We start from the raw sequence: 18,970 nt of genomic DNA, 5'->3' as shown, positions 1-18,970 counted from the left end.
TTATGATAGTAATGTCAATTGCAGGTGTTGATCCATCAGCTGGCGCAGGTATCTATGCCGATTTAAAAACATTTCAAGCTATTGGAGTTTATGGAACCGGAATTGTAACAGCACTTACTGCACAAAATCCATATAAATTCTTTTCAGCTTCACCAGTTTTACCAGAATACATTGAAGAACAAATGGATTCAGTGCTTGATTCATATGAAGTAGAATTTATCAAAACTGGAATGTTATATTCCCCAGAAATTATTAAATTAGTTTCAAAAAAGATTAAGGAATATGACCTGAAAGCAGTAGTTGATCCTGTAATGGTTGCAACATCAAGTGGAAATCTAACAAAAGAAGACATTGCAGATGCATTTAATAAGTATTTACTTCCAAATTCAATATTAACCACACCAAACATAGCTGAAGCTGAAAAACTAACAAAATTTGAAATAAAAACTAAAGAAGATGCTTTTAAAGCTTCAAAAAGGATAGTTTGCAATAACATTATTACAGGAGGTCATTTAGACGGCCTAAATACTATCAATATTGATGGTGAAATTACAACTATAAAACAAGAATTAATAAAAACAGACAATTTACATGGTACAGGTTGTAATTTATCATCAGCAATTGTTGCATATCTCGCTAAAAACAATGAACTTGACACATCAATCATAAAAGCATTGAATTATGTGTATGAAGGAATAAAAAATGGAAATTATGGAACATTAATAGCTAAAATATAATTTCCTAAACTTTCTTTAAACTAGCAGACATCCCATTACCATAACATCAGATAGTAATGGAGAAAGTTTTTTAATCAAAAAATTAAATAGAATATTAATTAAAACAATTAGTTGGTATTATGAACATTCTAATATCTAATGATGATGGAGTTAATGCAGCAGGAATCTTAGCTGCCAAGCAGGCAGTTGAGGATTTGGCCAATGTTTATGTTGTAGCACCAGATAAAAATAATAGTAGTGTAGGCCGTCGCATTTCACTATTTAAACATTTAAAAATTGATTCATGTGAACTTGAAGACGGCAGTCCAGCATGCTCTGTTTCAGGCAGTCCTGCTGATGCTGTAATTGTTGGTGCAGATTATATAATGGATGAAAAGCCGGATCTGGTTATAACTGGAATAAATCAAGGACTGAATATCAGTTGTGATATAACCTCGTCAGGTACTGTTTGTGCCGCTTTGGAAGCAGTTAGTTTAGGCATTCCCGCAATAGCTGTTTCATTGTTTATTGATCCAAAAACTTCCTATAAACAGGATGAAAATGGTGAATGGTATATGGATTATGATTTTAATTTTGCAAAAAAGGTTTTGCATGATTTAGTATTAAAAATAATCGATGAAGGATTTCCCAAAGGAGTTGACTTATTTAACTTAAACATACCGACCAATTATAAATCCCAAGAGGTTAAAATTACTTACTTATCACATAAAATGATTGATAAAAAAGTCATTGATAATACCAATGAAGAAAAAAAGGAATTATTTAACTATCCCTTAGACGAAAATCAAGAAAGTGATGATTTAATTATGATTGCTTCCGATTTAATCAAAGAATATGAGGAAGGCAGTGATGGATACGCTCTTCTTGTTGAGAAGTGTCCTAGTCTAACTCCCCTTAATGTTAATATGACCTCAAAAAAGTTAAATTGGTAATTGAATTTTAAATAATTCAGATAAATACTGCAAGTATTTGATGAAATTACTTGAATATTTACTGAATGTTTTCATCTTATTAAATTAATATACCTGTAACTTTCTCCAACCTATTTCTTCTTTAAGATTTCCCTAACAGCTTACCTGTTTTTTTAACAGTGATAACATGATTTGTTGAAACATTGTAATCTCTAAATATAACATATTCAATCATGTGTTCACGATTTCTTGTCAATATCAGTTGTTCTGCTTCAGTTATGGCTTGATCTAGCCCATAATCCCCGCTTCTGTTTCAGCATTTGATGTTTCAAAATATTCATTAAATTTATCTTGGCTTCTACACTTACCCTTTCACATATCCTGTCCACCACATTACTTGCAGCAAACAAATAAAATATATTTTTCAAAAAAAGCTACTCAAAATAATGTATTAAACAAAGGATTAAATAATACAATTAAGAATAATGAAATATGGTTTAAAATAAATATTATAAGGAAATACTATGTCAACAAAAACTTTAGATACGAAAACAAGGAATTTAATACTTATATTATTTTTAATAGGAGTGTTTATGGGATCCCTGGATACTGGAATCATAGGTCCGGTACTGCCATCTATTGAGCAAAGCTTCAATCTTACAAGTAGAGATTCAAGTTGGATATTTACTCTTTTTGTAATTGCATTTATGATCGGTTCTCCAATCATGGCTAAATTTTCAGATTTTTACGGTAGAAAAAAGATTTTTATTTTAGATGTTCTTTTATTTGGAATCGGATCATTTTTAATTGCATCTTCCATGAATATTGAATCAATATTATTAGGAAGAGTTATACAGGGTTTTGGTTGTGGAGGAATATTTCCTGTAGCTGGAGCATTTATTGGTGATGGATTTCCATTGGAAGAGAGAGGAAAAGCATTGGGAATTCTTGGTAGTGTATTTGGAATTTCTGCAATTGGAGGGCCATTAGTTGGAGCTGCTTTAATCCCTTTTGGTTGGAACTGGTGTTTTACAATTAACATTCCAATAGCATATTTCTAATAATATTTGCTGATTATATTCTTCCAGATTTAGAAAAGCAAAGAAAACTTAAAATAGATTATTCGGGAATTATACTATTAAGTTTGCTTGCAATATTTTTATCCTATGGATTAAATCAAATTGATTCAAGTAATTTCATGAACAGCATATTATCTTTTAATGTACTTCCATTCCTAATAATTTTCATTATTTTAATTCCGATTTTCTTCATAATAGAAAAAAGAGCACAAGAATCAATCGTACCAATACATATGTTAAGAAATAAAGAGATTAGTATTGCATGCATTGAAACTTTATGTTATGGAATCGTTTACTCTTCAGCAATATTTATTCCTTCTCTAGTGATTCTTTCAATGGGTTTAAACAATCAGTCTGCAAGTTTAATGTTAATTCCAATCTTGGGAGCTAATGCTGTTGCAGCACCAATTCTTGGTAAAATCTTAGATTCTGCAGGTTCGCGTAAGATTATGGCAATTGGGACATTAATAATGAGTTTTGGTTTAATTGCTATTGCAGCCTATCCCAATAATTTAATTTTATTCCTTATTGCTGGTTGTTTAATCGGTATTGGCATGGTGACAATTATTGGTGCTCCATTAAGGTATATTGTTTTAACTGAAGCAAAAGCTACTGAAAGAGGAGCTGGTCAAGCTATTGTTAATATGTTGTCAATTGCAGGCCAATTAATAGGTGGAGCTCTGATTGGAGGTACAGTTGCATCTTTTTCAGGAATATTCGGTTATAAAATAAGTTTAATTTTAGCAGCTTCTGTTGGACTTATCGCATTCTTGTTTACTTTAAAATTAAAAAGTCGTGATGAACAAATTGAAACTATGAAATCAAATCAATAATTGGGAGCAAATTTGAAACATTAAGCAAATACAAAATTAGCAGAACCTAAAATTTATAATTAAAAGAAAGATTAATTAATCTTCTTTTATGAAAAAACACACAATCCTATACAATAACAATTATCTAATCTATTTTCTTATTAGATGCTGTTAACTCAAAGCTTATATCCAGCAACATTATTATTTTTTCATCAGATACGCTTCCATCAAGAGCAACAGTAATCCAGTTTTCTTTATTCATATGATATGCCGGGAAAAATCCCGGTTCAGTAGTTAAAGAATCTATAAGTATCTGATCACACTTGAAATTTACAACATCAAGAATTTCATCCCCATCCAAACCCAGCTTACTCTTAGAAACATCCATAATCAGAGCAAACCATTTCCGATTATCATCATGACGGAACACTTCATAATTTGGGAACTTCAGCCATGGAAATTCAGGTTCTGCAGAATAGTTATCTTCAATATAATCTTCTAAATCATCACGATTCATGCTTAATCCCCTTTCACTAAAAGATATATCTGATTTTATTTAATTTAAATATTTGACTGGAATTTCTGTTTCATGAAATATGCATTTAAAGAATAATTTAAACTGTGACTGTGAGAAAAATGAGAGTTATTTAAACAATAACCCTATTAAACGATTATTGGCATTAATCAAACCAAGGATATGTTGAAATATCTAAAACAATTAGACATTAATAAAAATATAATTCCTGATTCAATCAAAATAGAAAATTTGGAATTTAAAATCATTCATCCATATTTAATTGACTAACTATAGATTCTTGAAGAGCGAGGAATTCTTGTGATTCTCTTTTTCTCGGCCTTTCCAAATCCACTTCAACAATGTTTGCAATCCTGCCGGGATTTTTGTCTAAAATAACAATTTTGTCTGCTAAATAGATTGCTTCATCAACGTCGTGAGTTACAAAAACTATTGTATTTTCAAATCTTTTCCAGACACCAATTAGCTGTTCTTGAAGACTATGTCTATTTTGCATATCCAATGCAGAAAACGGTTCATCCATCAGTAAGATAGGTGAATGATTAAGCAAAGATCTGATAATTGCAACTCTTTGTTTCATACCACCAGAAAGTTCATGAGGATAGCTATCTTTAAAGTCAATTAAACCAACACTTGTCAAGTACCTTTCAGCGGCGGCAATATTTTCTTCTTTAGAACCCGGTTTTGTCATCTCCAAACCGAAAGTTACATTCTGAAGAACTGTTAACCATGGGAATAATGAATATTGTTGGAAAATAACCGCCCTATCACCAGATGGTTTTTTAACAACTTCACCGTTTGCAACAATTTCACCAGAAGTTGGAGTGTCAAGACCTGCAATCAATCTTAAAAGAGTTGTTTTACCACATCCAGACGGCCCTAAAAGACATACTAATTCACCATCATCAATAGTTAAATTAATATTTTCCAAAACAGAGAGATTTTCTGATTTTTTAGTTTCAAATTTTTTATAAATATCCTTAACTTCAATTGACATGCAAAACACCTACCAGAAGATTTTATCTTGAGCTCTGCTAAATACAAAGTCAAATACAAGTCCAATCAAACCAATTACAACCATACCAACAACAGTTGTACCTGTATCAAAAAGGTTTGTTGCAATTAAAATCATATAACCTAAACCACTACTTGATCCAATCATCTCTGCTGAAATAGTACACATTAAAGCAATACCAATACCAACTTTCAAACCGGAAACGATATATGGTATAGTAGAAGGCAATACTACTCTTCTTAAAATATTCCAGTCATTAGCACCAAGTGTTTGAGCAGATTCAACTAAAACCTTGTCTGTTCTTTTAACACCATCAATTGTATATACTAAAATTGGAAATACGCAACCCATAAATATAATGAATACAGCTGGAAAAGTACCTATTCCAAACCATAAGATGGAAAATGGAATCCATGCAACTGGTGGAATTGGTCTTAAAATGCTGATTACGAAAGTACATATATCTTCTAAGGTTTTATACCATCCAAGTACAATTCCAAGAGGAATAGCTACAATGGATGCTAAAATCAAACCAGCAAATACTTTATATAATGTATCAATAGTATTTGTCAAGAGTTTACCATTTTCTATTACTACTAATGCTGAATTTACCACATCAAGCGGTCCGGGCAAAATATATGAAGAGAACAATGCCAGTGCATTAGTTATAATATACCAAAAAAATATTAAAACTACTGGTAAAATCAATGGAATAAATTTATTTTTATAATTATCTAACATTACATCACTAATTAAAATTTAATACAGTATTAAATTTAATTTTTATAATATAAAAACTTTAAAAAAAATGAACTCTTTCAAAAACTTGTGTGATTTTTTCTTTTTTATTGGGTGTCCATCGAAAATCTAAAATTAATTTTTGAAACTGATTAAGAATACTTCAATTCAAAAACAAAGAAAAAATTTGCATCAAAAAATTACTTTTGGCGAACACTCCTCATAAAAGAAAAAAAATAAAAAAAATTTCGCAACCAAAAAACTATTCAAAAAATCAAATCACTTATGTTTTTGAAAAAAATTAAGAAGAATAAGCTATTTAAATAGCTTTCACTTCTATATCTTTAATATATTCCTCGTCAGTTAAAACGGATCTTGTACTTAAAAGTCCAAATAACATCGTGGATAAATTATGCACCATTGAAGATGTTGCTGGCGGGATTATTCCCAAAACACCTAAAACTAAAAGAGAACCATTTACTGCAACAATATTATGATAGTTATTATTAATTTTATCCAGCATTCCAGTACTTAGTTTTCTAAGAGTGACAAGGTCATATAAATCATCAGACAATAAGGAAATATCTGCAACTTCACGAGCGATATCTGATGAATGTTTCATTGAAACAGACACATCCGCAGCTGCAAGAGCAGGAGAATCATTAATTCCATCCCCCACCATTATTACAATCCTGCCTTCTGCTTTTAATTCTTCAACAATTCTTGATTTATCTTCAGGAAGTACTTGTGATCTATAATCTGTTATTCCCAAAGCATTAGCTCCAGCACGAGCCCCGCTTTCACTGTCACCGGTAAGCATTATAATATTTTCAATACCTAAAGATTTAAGTTCTTCTATAACATATTTTGCTTCCTTGCGTATAGGATCATCAATACAGATAATACCTTCAAGTTTGCCATCAATGGCCAAGTAAACTACAGAATGTTCTTTAATTTTCTCATTGATTTTCTTTTCCTGACTTTTAGTCACTTTGACTTTCTCATCATCGAATAAAAAGTGTCTTGAACCAATAACTGCACGTTTACCTTCATATTCAGTTACAATACCGTGTGCTACAATATATTCAACTTCACTGTGATCTTCTTCATGTTTTAAACCTTGTTTTTCAGCCTCCTTTACAATCGCCGTAGCAATACTGTGTGCAAAGTGTTCCTCAATACATGCAGCCATTCTTAAAATCTCGTCACAATCGTATTTTTTAGACATTGAAATTACATCAACAACCTTAGGAGCAGCATTAGTTAAAGTTCCAGTTTTATCAAATACAATAGTATCTGCATTGGCATAATTTTCAAGGAATTTTCCACCTTTAACCATCATTCTATTATCAGATGCTTCACGCATTGCTGAAATAATAGATAGTGGTGTTGTTAATTTAATTGCACATGAGAAATCAACCATCAAAACAGACAATGCTTTTGTTGGGCTTCCTGTAATAAAGTAAGTTAAAGCAGTTGCAATAAAACTGTATGGAACAATTGAATCTGCAAGTTTTTCCGCTTTACTTTGGCTTTCAGCTTTTAATTCTTCTGAATTTTCAATCAGATGAATAATTTTATTTAATCTTGTTTCTTTATTCATCGAATATACTTCAACAATCAGATTACCTTCTTCAACAACAGTTCCAGCATGAACCGTCTTCCCATTCATTTTATGAACAGCTAATGGTTCACCGGTCATAGAAGCTTCATTGACTAAACCTTCACCTTCGATTACTTTTCCATCTACTGGAATTACATCCCCCATGTGAACTTTGATTTTATCCCCCTTACTAATTTCTACTGCTGAACATTGTTTTTCTTCACCGTCTTCTCCTACTACCCATACTGTATCAATATTTAAAGCTAAGCTATCTTTTAGAGTGCTTTTAGCTTTTTGTAATGTGTAGTCCTCTAGTGCATCGGAGATTGACAATAAGAACATCATTGAACTTGCAGGTTTGTAATGTTTATTTAATAATGCGCCAGCAACAGCAGCACCATCAAGTAATGCCACATCAACATTAAAACTAGTTAAACTATCAAAACCATTCCATATATATTTCATGGCATGATATACTGTTAAAGCATTTCTTACGGGAATTGGTAAAAATAACTTATAAATTCCCCTATTTAGAATCATTTTAGCTATTTTTTTATAAAAATCTTCACTGATTTCTTTAGAAATTTGAATTTGAGTAGGTTCAGCTTCAAATAAATCATCCAAACCAATCTTATCCAAAATATCAAAAATTTTATCTTTATTATCAATGCCTTCATCATAATACATTAAAATACTACCATTTCTATGTGAAGTCAGCACCTCATGGATAAAATTTTGATTTAACAGTAATGAAGCAAGACCATAACCTTCCTCTTTAGTGAAAGCCCATTGGCCAGAACGAACTCTTAGGCGAGATCCGTTATCATACACCACCTCATATTTCATATTAAAACCTTAAAAAATAGAATTATTCTTGTGATTCATCATAAATTTCTTTTTTATCTTCCTTGTGGGCATCTACAACAATATCTTCAGCATTTTCTTTCATATCTTGAAAACATTCTTCAGCATCTTTTTTTATAGACATTACATTTGCCATGCCTTTTGTTGCTGCATTTTTTACAGATTTTGATTCAATGACTTTTTTCCCAACAACTGCAGTTGCAATACCTGCTGCAAAGAGCAACGCATGCTTATGTTCAACACATTTTTTTAAAATATTTCTATGTACCATATTATTTTTCCTCCAATTTAAATTTAGGTATAACTAAATTATTTTAATTACAATAAATATTATGAAAAATATAGTATATAAAGTTTAGGTATACCTTAATTTCATAATCACATTATAAATATATCAACAAAGATATATTGATAATGATAAAATGAATTCAAACAAAAAATTTTTCTCAAGAATAGGATTTAATTACTTAATTTATGCAGTATTTTCATTAGTAATTACAATGATTTTAGCAAATATTATTGCATATACAAGTCCAGAAATCCTTAATAATATAAATACATCAACAACAATAACAGCTATATGCAATTATATTTTACCATTACCCGTTTTCATATATTTAATGGGAAAATTAGATTCAAAAAAACTAGAAATCCATAAAATAAATGCTAGAACATTTTTAAAATATCTCTGCATTACATTTACATTGATGTGGATTGGGAATATTATCGGAGTTATAATAACTACCGCACTTAGCGGAGCTATTCAAAGCGACATATCAAATCCCATTCAGGACCTGATTAATTCAACTGGAATCTGGTTGAATATCGTGCTGATAAGTATTATCGGACCTGTTTTTGAAGAATTTTTCTTTAGAAAGCTATTGATTGACAGAACAATTAAATACGGTGCAAGAACTTCAATAGTTTTATCTGCAGTCATGTTTGGACTGTTCCATGGAAATTTAAATCAGTTCTTTTATTCTGCATTAATAGGTGGATTTTTTGCATATGTTTATATTAAAACCGGAAAGATAACTTATACAATACTATTACATATGATTATTAACCTACTGGGATCTGTTGTAAGTTTATTTTTAAACAGTAGTGTGACTAACCTCATCACCGGTACAATCAATCCATTTGATTTAATTTTTGTACTTTTGTACTTGGCAATACTTATAATTACATTAATAATTGGTTTAACTAACCTTTTAAATTATAAACAAGCAAAATTTAATGGACAAAAAACAGAAATATCATTACAGAAACCATTAAAAACAATATTCCTAAATCTAGGAATGTTCTGTTTTATAATATTTTTTACAATAAAAATGGTCTTGCAAGTGATAAATTAAAAAAAGAGAAAAAGAATCATTCTTCTTGTTTCTCTTCTTCAATAGCTGCTGTAACACTGTTTAATATTTGAAGTGATTTGGAAAATGCCGGCATTCCAGATGTTAATAAAACAACCCTTAAAACATCCACAATTTCCTCTTTGGTAATTCCCAATACTTCAATAGCACTTCTAATTTGTTTTTTAATAGCTCTAGGATCAGCACGAGAAGCAGTAATACCGATTGCAATCAATTTTTGAGTTTTATAATCCAATACCTTACCATTCCAAACAGTATCATTAATATCTGTTACTAACTCATATAAATCAGGGTATTCTCCTTCCAATTCTCTAATTCCTTTTCCATAAAATACTTCACCTTTCATACAACTCTCTCCAAAATATAATTAATTTATTATTTCTTTTTTAAATTATATATAATTAGGGCTCTTTCAAAAACTGGCTATTTCAAAAACTTGTGTGATAACTAATTTTTCGGTTAATCAATTCATTTAAATTTTTCAAAATAACGGATTAATTAGCTTTAAATTATAAAAATAACTCCAAATATCAAGAAAATCTTTTAAATAAAAAACTTGCAGAACTAAAACGGTTGTCCTAAATACCTCCAACAATCCTGCCACTATCATATATTCCCACATCATTGCGCTAGATTTCATCCGAATCTGGCAGCTGCTCTAGTACATATTCCAAATATTCTTTACTTGATGCCATATTAAATCACTCAATGTTCAGCAGTTATATATTTCTGTAGGGATAAATTCCTTTTTCTTTAAATTCTAATTCCAACCATCTTTTAAGAATAGGCTCAGCAATCTCGTATAAACCATTGTTGAGACTTATTAATCCTTGATTTTGAAGATTGTTTAAATAATTGCTTAATGATCCTGTGGATATTCCAAATTCATTTGCTATGTCTATTCTTCTCAGCGGTTTTTCAAGTAGAGTTATGATTATGGTTTGTTCTCTAAAAGATAATCTTGCCCATATATTTATTAAATGAGAACTTATAGCTTGGATTTTTTTATCAAAATACATTTTTATTGCATCATCATCCAGTTGCTCGTTTATCGGAAGCAGTGATGCGAATATATTTACATATGACGGGACTCCAGAGGTGAATTTGTAAAATCTATCAAAACCGTCATCAGTGAATTGGATATACGGGGTTTTTTTGGATAAATAATTCCTGACTGTTTCTTTTTCAAAGGGGTTTATGTTAATTGAAATCATTCTTCCGCCAAATGCCCCGTTTTGGCTTGCAATTTCTGATATTAGTTTGTCTTGTAGGCTCATTGACCCTGAAAATATGTATGCTATGTTTCTCTGGTTTTGAATGTAGCTTCTAATTTTCCATAAAAACGATTCTTTGTAATTGTTTAGTTCTTTTATAATTTGAAATTCGTCAATGAAAATTAAAACACCTTTAATTTTATCTTGATTTTCATCATATATTTTTTCAGGCAGATTTAATGCAAAATCAATAAGTTTTTCTTCGTTTGTTTCTTTTGAGAATATTGGTATAGGTATTTTGTCAAGCCGTATAAACTCTCTGATTTTAAAATCATTGGATTTGAAATATTTTTCTATCTGCTTGTCTAATGTGTTTAATCCTTTATTTTTTGATTCAAGAATCAATTCTTTGAAGAAATGTCCCATCAATCCGATAATGCTCATCTGATTTTTTTGATAACATTTGGATTTTGAAAAATCAATATATACAACCAAATATTCGCCATCAAGTTCCCTTTTTAGTTTTTTGAGAAAGACTGTTTTACCTACTCCCCTTATACCTGTTAATAATAAATCCGGGGCATGGCCCTGACCAGTTGAATGCAAGATATTTTTGATGTTTATCAATTCGCTTTCTCTGTTGTAAAATTCTTCATCAGTTAAATTCTGGTTATTTCCCCAAGGCAAATCAGTCATTTCTAAATCCTCCTAAAGCAATGTATTATAAAATATAGTATGTTCCAAGTATAATATAAATTTTAGCATGTATTATAAATTATAGTATATTTTAAATGTACTAAAAAATTTAGTACATGTGAAATTAACTTCTGTTGAACTTCAATATAACTAAGCCCCATAATTCCCTTTAAAACATCCTTATCTTCAATATTTTTGATTAATAATGCAAAATCAGATTTTAAAGCTTGAAATCCCTTTAACAATTATTGAATTTGAATTTACATAATAGTAACTGTTTTATCGAAATCAAAGAATAGTTTAATTCCGACTTATATAAAATTCAGATAAAATTTATTCAAAAAATAAAAAATATAAATCAGTTAAATTCCTACAGTAACATTACCTTCATATGCGCATCCCTGATATTTGCCATTTCCAGAGAATTTGAAATCACCATAATAATTGTCACTTGTTGAATTGGATAAATATTTGGCAAGTTCAACAGTAAACTCACCATTTTCATCAGTAGTTAGAGTTCCCACATTCCCTCCAGGTTCGTGATAGGCAATTGTTTGATTCGCTACGCCATTGCCATAAGAATCGACTAACATCCCAGAAAACGAACTGTTTTCAGTTACATGAGTTTCATTGACAATCATGAATGTTGAAACATTATTGTTAAACTGAAACCAGAATACACCAACACATATTAAAAAAACGATTAATAAAACAATAAGAATTTTACTTTGTTTTTCCATTTAAACACAACCTGAAATAGCTTTGCGTACTTTATCAACTGCGATTTGTTTTTTAGCTGGAAAAGCAGCAATTTTAATTTTTAAGTGAATCGAATCGCCTTTATCTAAAATGGTTAATTTTTCATCTAGAGCATCAGTTTTATCAAATCTTAAAAACCAATTTCCTTTTTCATCCATTTTACACTCTAAATCATTGTTTAACTTATCCAAATCAGCAGATTCTAAAAGTTTGTTAAAAAAAGTCTTTGTGTATCTTTTTTTAGATACGACACCAGTTAAAATAAGAATCCTATCTTCCAGCAACCCTTCAGCTTCCTCCACATTAATTTCAGCTTCAGGAAGTAAATTTAAAATAGCTTGAGAAATTTCATCAACACTTTCATTTTCATAAACGAAAGCTCTAAATTTGATATTATGAATCATTTTAATCAAAAAGGAATGAAGAAAATATTATAATTTTCTTCTTCTAGCTTGTTCTGAGCCTTTTCCTTTAGATTTAATTCCACGTCCTTTGTTACCAGCACTAGTTAAACCTCTGAGAGCTCTATTAGTGTGTTTTTTAGAACAAATCCAATTGATTTTTTTATCGTTGACAATAGAAGGACTTTGTGGATCTACTAAAATAACTTCGAAATATTTATATTTTCCGTCAGCCCATACCCAGTAAGAGTTTAATACTTCTAAGTTAGGGTATTTTTTAGCTACACGTTCTTCAGCAATTCTTTGAAGAGATTTTGCTTGGGTAATTTTGTTTACACCCATTCTTTTAGGTTTACGACCGTTGAAACGACGAGTTTTTCTTCTTCCACCACGTCTTACTCTGGTTCTTACTAAAACGAAACCTTTTTTAGCTCTGTAACCTAAGCTTCTAGCTCTGTCGAGTCTAGTAGGCCTATCAATTCTTTGAACTACTTTTTGTCTTCTCCATTTAGGAGCTCTTTGCCACATGAGTTCACGTACGTAAGACTCATCCGGATTTTTCCATGCATCTCTAATATATTTATACATAAATAACACCTTTTTGTTCAGCCACAGGGGCCACATCCATTTGGGAACTTGTCCCGAAAAAAGTAATTAAATTACTGTTAAAAATAACAGTATTAAAATATTTGTTTTATATGTTTATAAATGTATCGTAAAATAAGTGAAAATCATTCCCTTAAAAATATTTTGAATTTAATTATCCCTAATGCATCTTCCCCTAAACTTTTCCAACAGATGTGCTACCATACCGTACACATTAGACATTTAAATCAAATCAATTTCATCCATACATCTTTGAATATCATCATCAAATTGAGTGATTAAATTATTAAGCATGACTTCATACTCATAAATTTCATTATCATCTAATAACAACTCTTTTTTATTATATGGATATTTTTCTTTAATCTCAGCTATCTCCTTTTCCTCACATTCGATTAATTCCTGCAAACGTTCTATTTCAGATTCAAATTCTACTTTTTTATTTGGAACAAAGTAATATAAAGATTCCAATGCATTCAAGTTGCCATTTTTAAATGCTTCTGTAATTTGAATAAATAAATCTTTTTCACGATTAGATAAATTAGGATTTAAATCAGGATGCAGTTTCAAAACACATTGTTTATATATTAATTTAAGCCTTTTAGTATCTTTTTTTGATAATAAACAAATGTGTTGCTCTTCCATTGCACCATTTAATTCATCCATGTGTTTTTTAATATTCTCCTTATACTTAAAGAATTCCTCTTCCAATATTTCATCAATAAGTTCAATATCAATTTCTTCTTCAGTGCTAATTTGAATTTGTATCAATTGAAGTTTTCGCTTAAGCATTGATAATTTAACGTCTTTCTTATAAAGCTCATATTCAAGAGAACCAAACTTAAGAAGATACTCTCTTTCAATATTTGGACAAATCTGCAATAAAAGTTCATGATGTATCAATATTAAATCAGATAATCTGTTTTTTAATTTCTTAAATTCAGGAGAAATAATAATTGACATGATAGCACAACATATGATAACTATAGGATTAAATATGGAAGTAAATAAATATATAACTTTCTTATTGAGTTTGATATTATGAAAATGCCAGAAACTTTAGATTCGAAATTACTAGCACCCTGCGGAATTAATTGCATTAGCTGTGAAAAATACCAAAATCCATGTTCCGGATGCTTAATAAGTAATGATGGGAAGAGCAAAGCTAGTTTGAAGTGCAAAATTAAAACTTGTTTTGATTCCAAAAGTTTTAGTTATTGCGGACGATGCAGTGAATTTCCATGTCCTCTAATGAAAAAACACTCAAAGAAATATGTTAAAAGGCATGATTTAAACACTCTTGAAAGTGCTAAAAGAATAAAAACCACCGGTATTGGACGCATGATGAGTCAGGATCATGATGAATGGTTATGTCCGGAGTGCGGCGGTGTTATTAAATTTCAAACTAAAAAATGTAGTGAATGTGGCATTAAAAAAGAATAGGAAGTTTTAAACTTCCAAACTGTTAACCTGATACCATTACCAGTTTACCAGTACTTGGATCCTCATAAACTTTACCAACTTCACTATATCCACTATCTTCCAGTCCACCAGCATCAGTATAATTTTGAGTAAATGTATTTGCTGTTGAAACTTCTTTTGTTTGGGTTTGCTCAGTAATCATGTCTGGATTAACAGATAATGCCATGATTGCAAATATTAAAAAACCTAAAGCTAAAACAAGCATAGCATCTGAAAGATTATTTAAACCACCCATTGGATCATCATCAACAGATTCTGAAATCCTTCTTTTTTTTCTAAGCATATTCTCACCAATTATTGATAACTTCTAATTCAGTTTCTGCAAGAGTTTCAACATCTATTAATTCTGCCTCATACCATTGCTTTTTATATTTTGAAACTACAAATGCTAATGCGCCAATAGTTAAACCAGTTACAGTTGTATCAAAAGCAATAGTTAATGATTGAGCAAGAGTTGCAATATCTCCCGTTCCAAGTGCTGCAAGACCTGGGCCTAATGGAATTAAAGTACCTAAAAGACCTAAACTAGGACCAACACGGACTAAAATATCAGTTTTATTCGTTTTTTTTATTAATATTGTTTCTTCTGCAGATATTAGTTCACTAGCAAATGCTTTTCTTGCATCACAACCAATATCATAATTATTAGCAATTCTAATTAAAATTTCTTTTTGATAATTAAATAAATTACTATTAGTGATTTCACTTTTCATTTGATCCACATTATTTGAAAATGAAATTCTCCTAACTAAATTTTCTAAATCATTTGAACTAATAGGTTTTCTTGAAATATACTCATTAATCAAACCACCCAAAGCAAGAATGATAATTACTCCTGAAACAACAAGTAACACAACAACAGGTGTTAATAAGCTTTCGGAAAATATATGAATAATCGAAGTTAATGTCTCAGTTCCTTGAATAATCATGAATTTCCTCCTTTAATCTCATTTATAAATACACCAATAATCAAAATAACAACAAATGCAATAATCACATAAATTAACTGATAAGTAGGAGTTAAAATTAAAAAAGCCTTAAATGAAGTATAGTTGAGAGATTTAGTGGAATCATAAGTTAAAGCAAAAATAAAAATAACTATTGAAAATAAAAACATATATTCACTTGTTATTACATTATATTGCATTTTTGCATGATGCAATAATTTTGAAAGTTGATAAACAACAAATAAAATAATAAAAATAAATAAAGAGTACACAATTATGTTAAAAACATTCAGATTTGACTGAGAAGCAAACAGAAATATTGTAATTAAAAATGTAACTAAAGTTAGATATAATGCATGTTTAAAATTATTATTTTTTATATACTTAATTATTACAACAACAAGTGCAAGAAAAATAATAAAAAAGACATAACTAAAAGTATCAATTAAAAAAGACAATGAAACATTTAAAAAACTTGAAGCATACATCAATATAAATGAAACAATGAAACAAATTGAAGATAAAGCAACTAATTTAATATTATCAAGTTTATAATCGCCTAATATTAAAGCAATATTTGCAGTAAATAATAGTAAAATTACTAATAAATACCCCCCAATCAAATCCATATTCCATACCCATTATATTCTTTTATTAATTTAATGTTTATCAATATGAATATATAAATATATCGAGATTAGATATTAAAATACAAATTATTAAATTAAAAGCAAATATAATAATTTAAATAGAAAATTTAATAGATTAATGTTAAAATAAGGAATATATTCAAAAATTAATAAAAAATAAAGAATAATTAATTAGACATTAAATTAATGAAATGATCAATAAAACATATTAATAATATTTTAAGTTTAAAAAGAAAAAAGAAGATAGAAATAATATCTATCTTACATAAACATAACTATATTTACTTGCTGCTTTGTAAGCACCATCACCAGCAAATTTAGTTAATGCTTTAAAGGTACCTTTTTTAGCTATTTTAATATTAAAAGTAGCAATACCTTTGGAATTAGTTTTTGCAGTGTAAGTTTTACCTTTAACTTTTAAAGTAACCTTTTTGTATTTAAGAACTGTTTTACCAGATTTAAGAACAGTAGTTACTTTTTTATTTTTAGTTTTAACTTTAAATGTTTTTTTAGTAATGGTTAAAGCAGTGACTTTTTTAAGTACGCTAATTTTAACTGTTTTAATAGATCCAGTGTAATCATTATCACCAGTGAAAGCTAAAGTAGCATAATGAGTTCCAGAATTAGAATATTTAACAGATAAAATTGCAATACCATTATCATCAGTAGTTACAGTTTTAGCAACACCATCAATTACAATATTTACAGTTTTATTAGCAACAGCAACACCATTTGCATCTTTTAAAGTGAGTTTAATCTTACCGGAGTTACCAGCATAAATAGCTAAATTAGCAGAAGAAATAGAAGTTGAAACAGCAACAGGAGCAGGAGTTGGTTCAGGAGCTTGTGGAATCACAATATTTTCTGAATCTTCAACACCCCAGTCATTGTACCATACAACAACAGCTTTAACACCTTTAGCATATTTATTTCCAGTTAAAGTAATAGGAGCTTTAGGATTGATGTCTCCAGTTCTACTTAAAATATGTAAGAAAGTTACAGAACCAGCAACAACATTATCATTAGCAAGATTTACATTAGAGTTAGTGATGTTAATATCGCCTAAAGTACTTGGAGCGCCATGAGCAGTATTAGCAGATTCAGCTGCAATTAATTTATTATTATTAACTGCATAGAAAGTATTATTATTCATGTAAACACTATCAGAAGCTTTTTCTATACTGATTACAGGGTATCCTCCCCAAGTAGTATTTGCATCTTTAACAAATTGACCACATTCAATGAAAGTATTATCATTAATGAAAGTACCTTCAGTAGATGCACCACCAAAGAAAATAGCATATACATTATCTTTGAAAGTATTTCCAATTATTTTAGCATCTCCACTACCACCATAGATAGATACTGCATCGAGCATTGGTCCATCAAAAGTACAATTTAAAACACTGAGGAATAAAGATCCACCAGCACTTACAACTTTAGAACCCTTTTCTTTGTTTACAGTTGGATCATTAATAAGTTTAGTAGCATAACCACCACTGAATTTACTGTTTTTAACAGTTACATAATTACAAGATTTCACATTAACAGCAGTATTAAAATCTGCAAAACTACAATTATCTACAACACCATTTTCAGCACCTGATCCATCAAAAGTAATACCATATCCTTCCACATTACCATCATAAGTGAAATTATTATTTGGGTTGGTGTCAATGAAAGTAATATCCTTAAAAGTTACACCAATACTTTCAGATACTATAAATAAAGCACCTGTTTTTGAATTTTGGCCACCATGCCCTTTAATAATAGTGTTACCAGTACCTCTAATGGTGATTTTATCCCTACCATCAATTGTTACAGTTTGATTAGCAAAATCATATGTTTTGTCTTCCAATGTAATAGTATCTCCTGAATTTGCATTATTAACTTTAGTTTGAACAACATCCGCATCAGTCGGAATTGCATCTTCAGCCAAAGTAGCATTATCAGCATCCACTGCAGAAACTGCACTTACAGAAATTGCAATGAGAATAAACAATATGAAAGACAGAAATATCTTTTTATTATCCATATTTTTTTCCTCCAAATATCCTTAAAAAAATATACTAATATTAAAAATAAAATAACCAAAAATAGTAAAATAAACTTTACTAAATAATTATTTTGAATATAAGTACATGAATATATAATATCGAACTGCAATATAAATATTATCGTTTATATACATTATTAAAAAATAACTATAAAATGTTTAATCAATATTAAAAGATTAAAAATTAACTATAATAATAAATAAAGACATATTTAATTTATATTAATTAATTTAATCATAAATATTTATTTAATATTAAAAAAAATATATTAAATTAAATTAAAAATAATATTAAATATAATTCACAACGAATAAATATTTTATTAAATTATAAATGTTATTTAACAATAAATTAACAAATTAAACAATAAAAAAAAGAAATAAAGTTTAAATTATCTTTAATTAATTAGAATTCAAATAAATATCATTTAATTTATATAATAATTTAGATTATCAACAACATTATATTATATCGATATGATTTATAATATA

Annotated in this window: 21 protein-coding genes; 6 read left to right on the top strand and 15 right to left on the bottom strand. The window is 29.2% G+C overall.

Annotated elements, in window-relative coordinates:
* The first annotated feature begins 2 nt into the window (after positions 1–2).
* The 4 genes from thiD to EDC42_RS07175 all read left to right on the top strand — a co-directional run bounded on the left by thiD (position 3) and on the right by EDC42_RS07175 (position 3,560).
* Positions 3–737, top strand: coding sequence for a bifunctional hydroxymethylpyrimidine kinase/phosphomethylpyrimidine kinase (gene thiD, locus EDC42_RS07190; protein ID WP_069573028.1), 735 nt, complete (start codon positions 3–5; stop codon positions 735–737).
* Between the two features lie 119 nt (positions 738–856).
* A complete protein-coding gene (gene surE / locus EDC42_RS07185) occupies positions 857–1,669 on the top strand; it encodes a 5'/3'-nucleotidase SurE (protein WP_069573026.1) in 813 nt (270 codons plus the stop codon).
* A gap of 503 nt (positions 1,670–2,172) precedes the next feature.
* The gene (locus tag EDC42_RS07180; protein ID WP_083234816.1) at positions 2,173–2,709 is read left to right on the top strand and encodes an MFS transporter; all 537 of its coding nucleotides are present in this window, start codon (positions 2,173–2,175) and stop codon (positions 2,707–2,709) included.
* 137 nt (positions 2,710–2,846) lie between these two features.
* Complete coding sequence (locus EDC42_RS07175; protein WP_083234815.1) at positions 2,847–3,560, top strand: MFS transporter; 714 nt, start codon at positions 2,847–2,849, stop codon at positions 3,558–3,560.
* Positions 3,561–3,684: 124 nt separating this feature from the next.
* Here EDC42_RS07175 and EDC42_RS07170 read toward each other — a convergent pair whose 3' ends face one another.
* The 5 genes from EDC42_RS07170 to EDC42_RS07150 all read right to left on the bottom strand — a co-directional run bounded on the left by EDC42_RS07170 (position 3,685) and on the right by EDC42_RS07150 (position 8,565).
* Positions 3,685–4,056, bottom strand: a complete 372-nt coding sequence (locus tag EDC42_RS07170; protein WP_069573024.1) for an MmcQ/YjbR family DNA-binding protein — start codon at positions 4,054–4,056, stop codon at positions 3,685–3,687.
* A 262-nt stretch (positions 4,057–4,318) separates the two neighbouring features.
* Entirely contained in the window at positions 4,319–5,071 is a 753-nt protein-coding gene (locus EDC42_RS07165) for an ABC transporter ATP-binding protein (RefSeq protein WP_069573022.1), read from the bottom strand.
* A 9-nt stretch (positions 5,072–5,080) separates the two neighbouring features.
* A complete protein-coding gene (locus EDC42_RS07160; protein WP_069573020.1) occupies positions 5,081–5,830 on the bottom strand; it encodes an ABC transporter permease in 750 nt (249 codons plus the stop codon).
* Between the two features lie 316 nt (positions 5,831–6,146).
* Positions 6,147–8,276: a heavy metal translocating P-type ATPase gene (locus tag EDC42_RS07155; RefSeq protein WP_069573018.1), complete on the bottom strand. Its 2,130-nt coding sequence runs from the start codon at positions 8,274–8,276 to the stop codon at positions 6,147–6,149.
* A 22-nt stretch (positions 8,277–8,298) separates the two neighbouring features.
* Positions 8,299–8,565 (bottom strand): DUF6110 family protein, encoded by a 267-nt coding sequence (locus EDC42_RS07150; RefSeq protein WP_069573016.1) that lies wholly within the window; start codon positions 8,563–8,565, stop codon positions 8,299–8,301.
* A gap of 151 nt (positions 8,566–8,716) precedes the next feature.
* Between EDC42_RS07150 and EDC42_RS07145 the strand changes: the two genes are divergently transcribed.
* Positions 8,717–9,649, top strand: a complete 933-nt coding sequence (locus EDC42_RS07145) for a CPBP family intramembrane glutamic endopeptidase (RefSeq protein ID WP_069573014.1) — start codon at positions 8,717–8,719, stop codon at positions 9,647–9,649.
* 16 nt (positions 9,650–9,665) lie between these two features.
* Here the strand turns inward: EDC42_RS07145 and EDC42_RS07140 are convergent, their stop codons facing one another.
* From EDC42_RS07140 to EDC42_RS07115, 6 genes are all read right to left on the bottom strand, one after another.
* Positions 9,666–10,013 carry a carboxymuconolactone decarboxylase family protein gene (locus EDC42_RS07140; RefSeq protein ID WP_069573012.1) on the bottom strand — a complete coding sequence of 116 codons (348 nt, stop codon included), beginning with the start codon at positions 10,011–10,013 and terminating at the stop codon, positions 9,666–9,668.
* A 373-nt stretch (positions 10,014–10,386) separates the two neighbouring features.
* Positions 10,387–11,577, bottom strand: coding sequence for an AAA family ATPase (locus EDC42_RS07135; RefSeq protein ID WP_069573010.1), 1,191 nt, complete (start codon positions 11,575–11,577; stop codon positions 10,387–10,389).
* Between the two features lie 362 nt (positions 11,578–11,939).
* The gene (locus EDC42_RS07130; protein ID WP_069573008.1) at positions 11,940–12,317 is read right to left on the bottom strand and encodes an Ig-like domain-containing protein; all 378 of its coding nucleotides are present in this window, start codon (positions 12,315–12,317) and stop codon (positions 11,940–11,942) included.
* Positions 12,318–12,740: an RNA-binding protein gene (locus EDC42_RS07125; protein ID WP_069573006.1), complete on the bottom strand. Its 423-nt coding sequence runs from the start codon at positions 12,738–12,740 to the stop codon at positions 12,318–12,320. It lies immediately after the preceding gene.
* 27 nt (positions 12,741–12,767) lie between these two features.
* Positions 12,768–13,325 carry a 50S ribosomal protein L15e gene (locus EDC42_RS07120; RefSeq protein ID WP_069573004.1) on the bottom strand — a complete coding sequence of 186 codons (558 nt, stop codon included), beginning with the start codon at positions 13,323–13,325 and terminating at the stop codon, positions 12,768–12,770.
* Between the two features lie 240 nt (positions 13,326–13,565).
* Positions 13,566–14,306, bottom strand: coding sequence for a J domain-containing protein (locus EDC42_RS07115; protein ID WP_069573002.1), 741 nt, complete (start codon positions 14,304–14,306; stop codon positions 13,566–13,568).
* Positions 14,307–14,384: 78 nt separating this feature from the next.
* Here EDC42_RS07115 and EDC42_RS07110 point away from each other — a divergent pair, with 78 nt between their 5' ends.
* Positions 14,385–14,786, top strand: coding sequence for a DUF3795 domain-containing protein (locus EDC42_RS07110; protein WP_069573000.1), 402 nt, complete (start codon positions 14,385–14,387; stop codon positions 14,784–14,786).
* Positions 14,787–14,808: 22 nt separating this feature from the next.
* Here the strand turns inward: EDC42_RS07110 and EDC42_RS07105 are convergent, their stop codons facing one another.
* The 4 genes from EDC42_RS07105 to EDC42_RS07090 form a co-directional block, all read right to left on the bottom strand.
* Positions 14,809–15,108 carry a DUF2149 domain-containing protein gene (locus tag EDC42_RS07105; protein ID WP_069572998.1) on the bottom strand — a complete coding sequence of 100 codons (300 nt, stop codon included), beginning with the start codon at positions 15,106–15,108 and terminating at the stop codon, positions 14,809–14,811.
* 4 nt (positions 15,109–15,112) lie between these two features.
* Positions 15,113–15,754: a MotA/TolQ/ExbB proton channel family protein gene (locus tag EDC42_RS07100; RefSeq protein ID WP_069572996.1), complete on the bottom strand. Its 642-nt coding sequence runs from the start codon at positions 15,752–15,754 to the stop codon at positions 15,113–15,115.
* Positions 15,751–16,401 carry a hypothetical protein gene (locus EDC42_RS07095; protein ID WP_069572994.1) on the bottom strand — a complete coding sequence of 217 codons (651 nt, stop codon included), beginning with the start codon at positions 16,399–16,401 and terminating at the stop codon, positions 15,751–15,753. The genes EDC42_RS07100 and EDC42_RS07095 overlap by 4 nt, the downstream gene beginning before the upstream one ends.
* Positions 16,402–16,678: 277 nt before the next feature.
* On the bottom strand, positions 16,679–18,457 hold the full coding sequence (locus EDC42_RS07090; protein WP_069575495.1) for an Ig-like domain-containing protein: 1,779 nt from the start codon (positions 18,455–18,457) through the stop codon (positions 16,679–16,681).
* Positions 18,458–18,970 lie beyond the last annotated feature (513 nt).

The organism is Methanobrevibacter gottschalkii DSM 11977 (assembly GCF_003814835.1).
GTDB lineage: Archaea > Methanobacteriota > Methanobacteria > Methanobacteriales > Methanobacteriaceae > Methanocatella > Methanocatella gottschalkii.
Note: the sequence above shows the minus strand (reverse complement) of the source record. Positions and strands in the feature narration are given on the sequence as shown.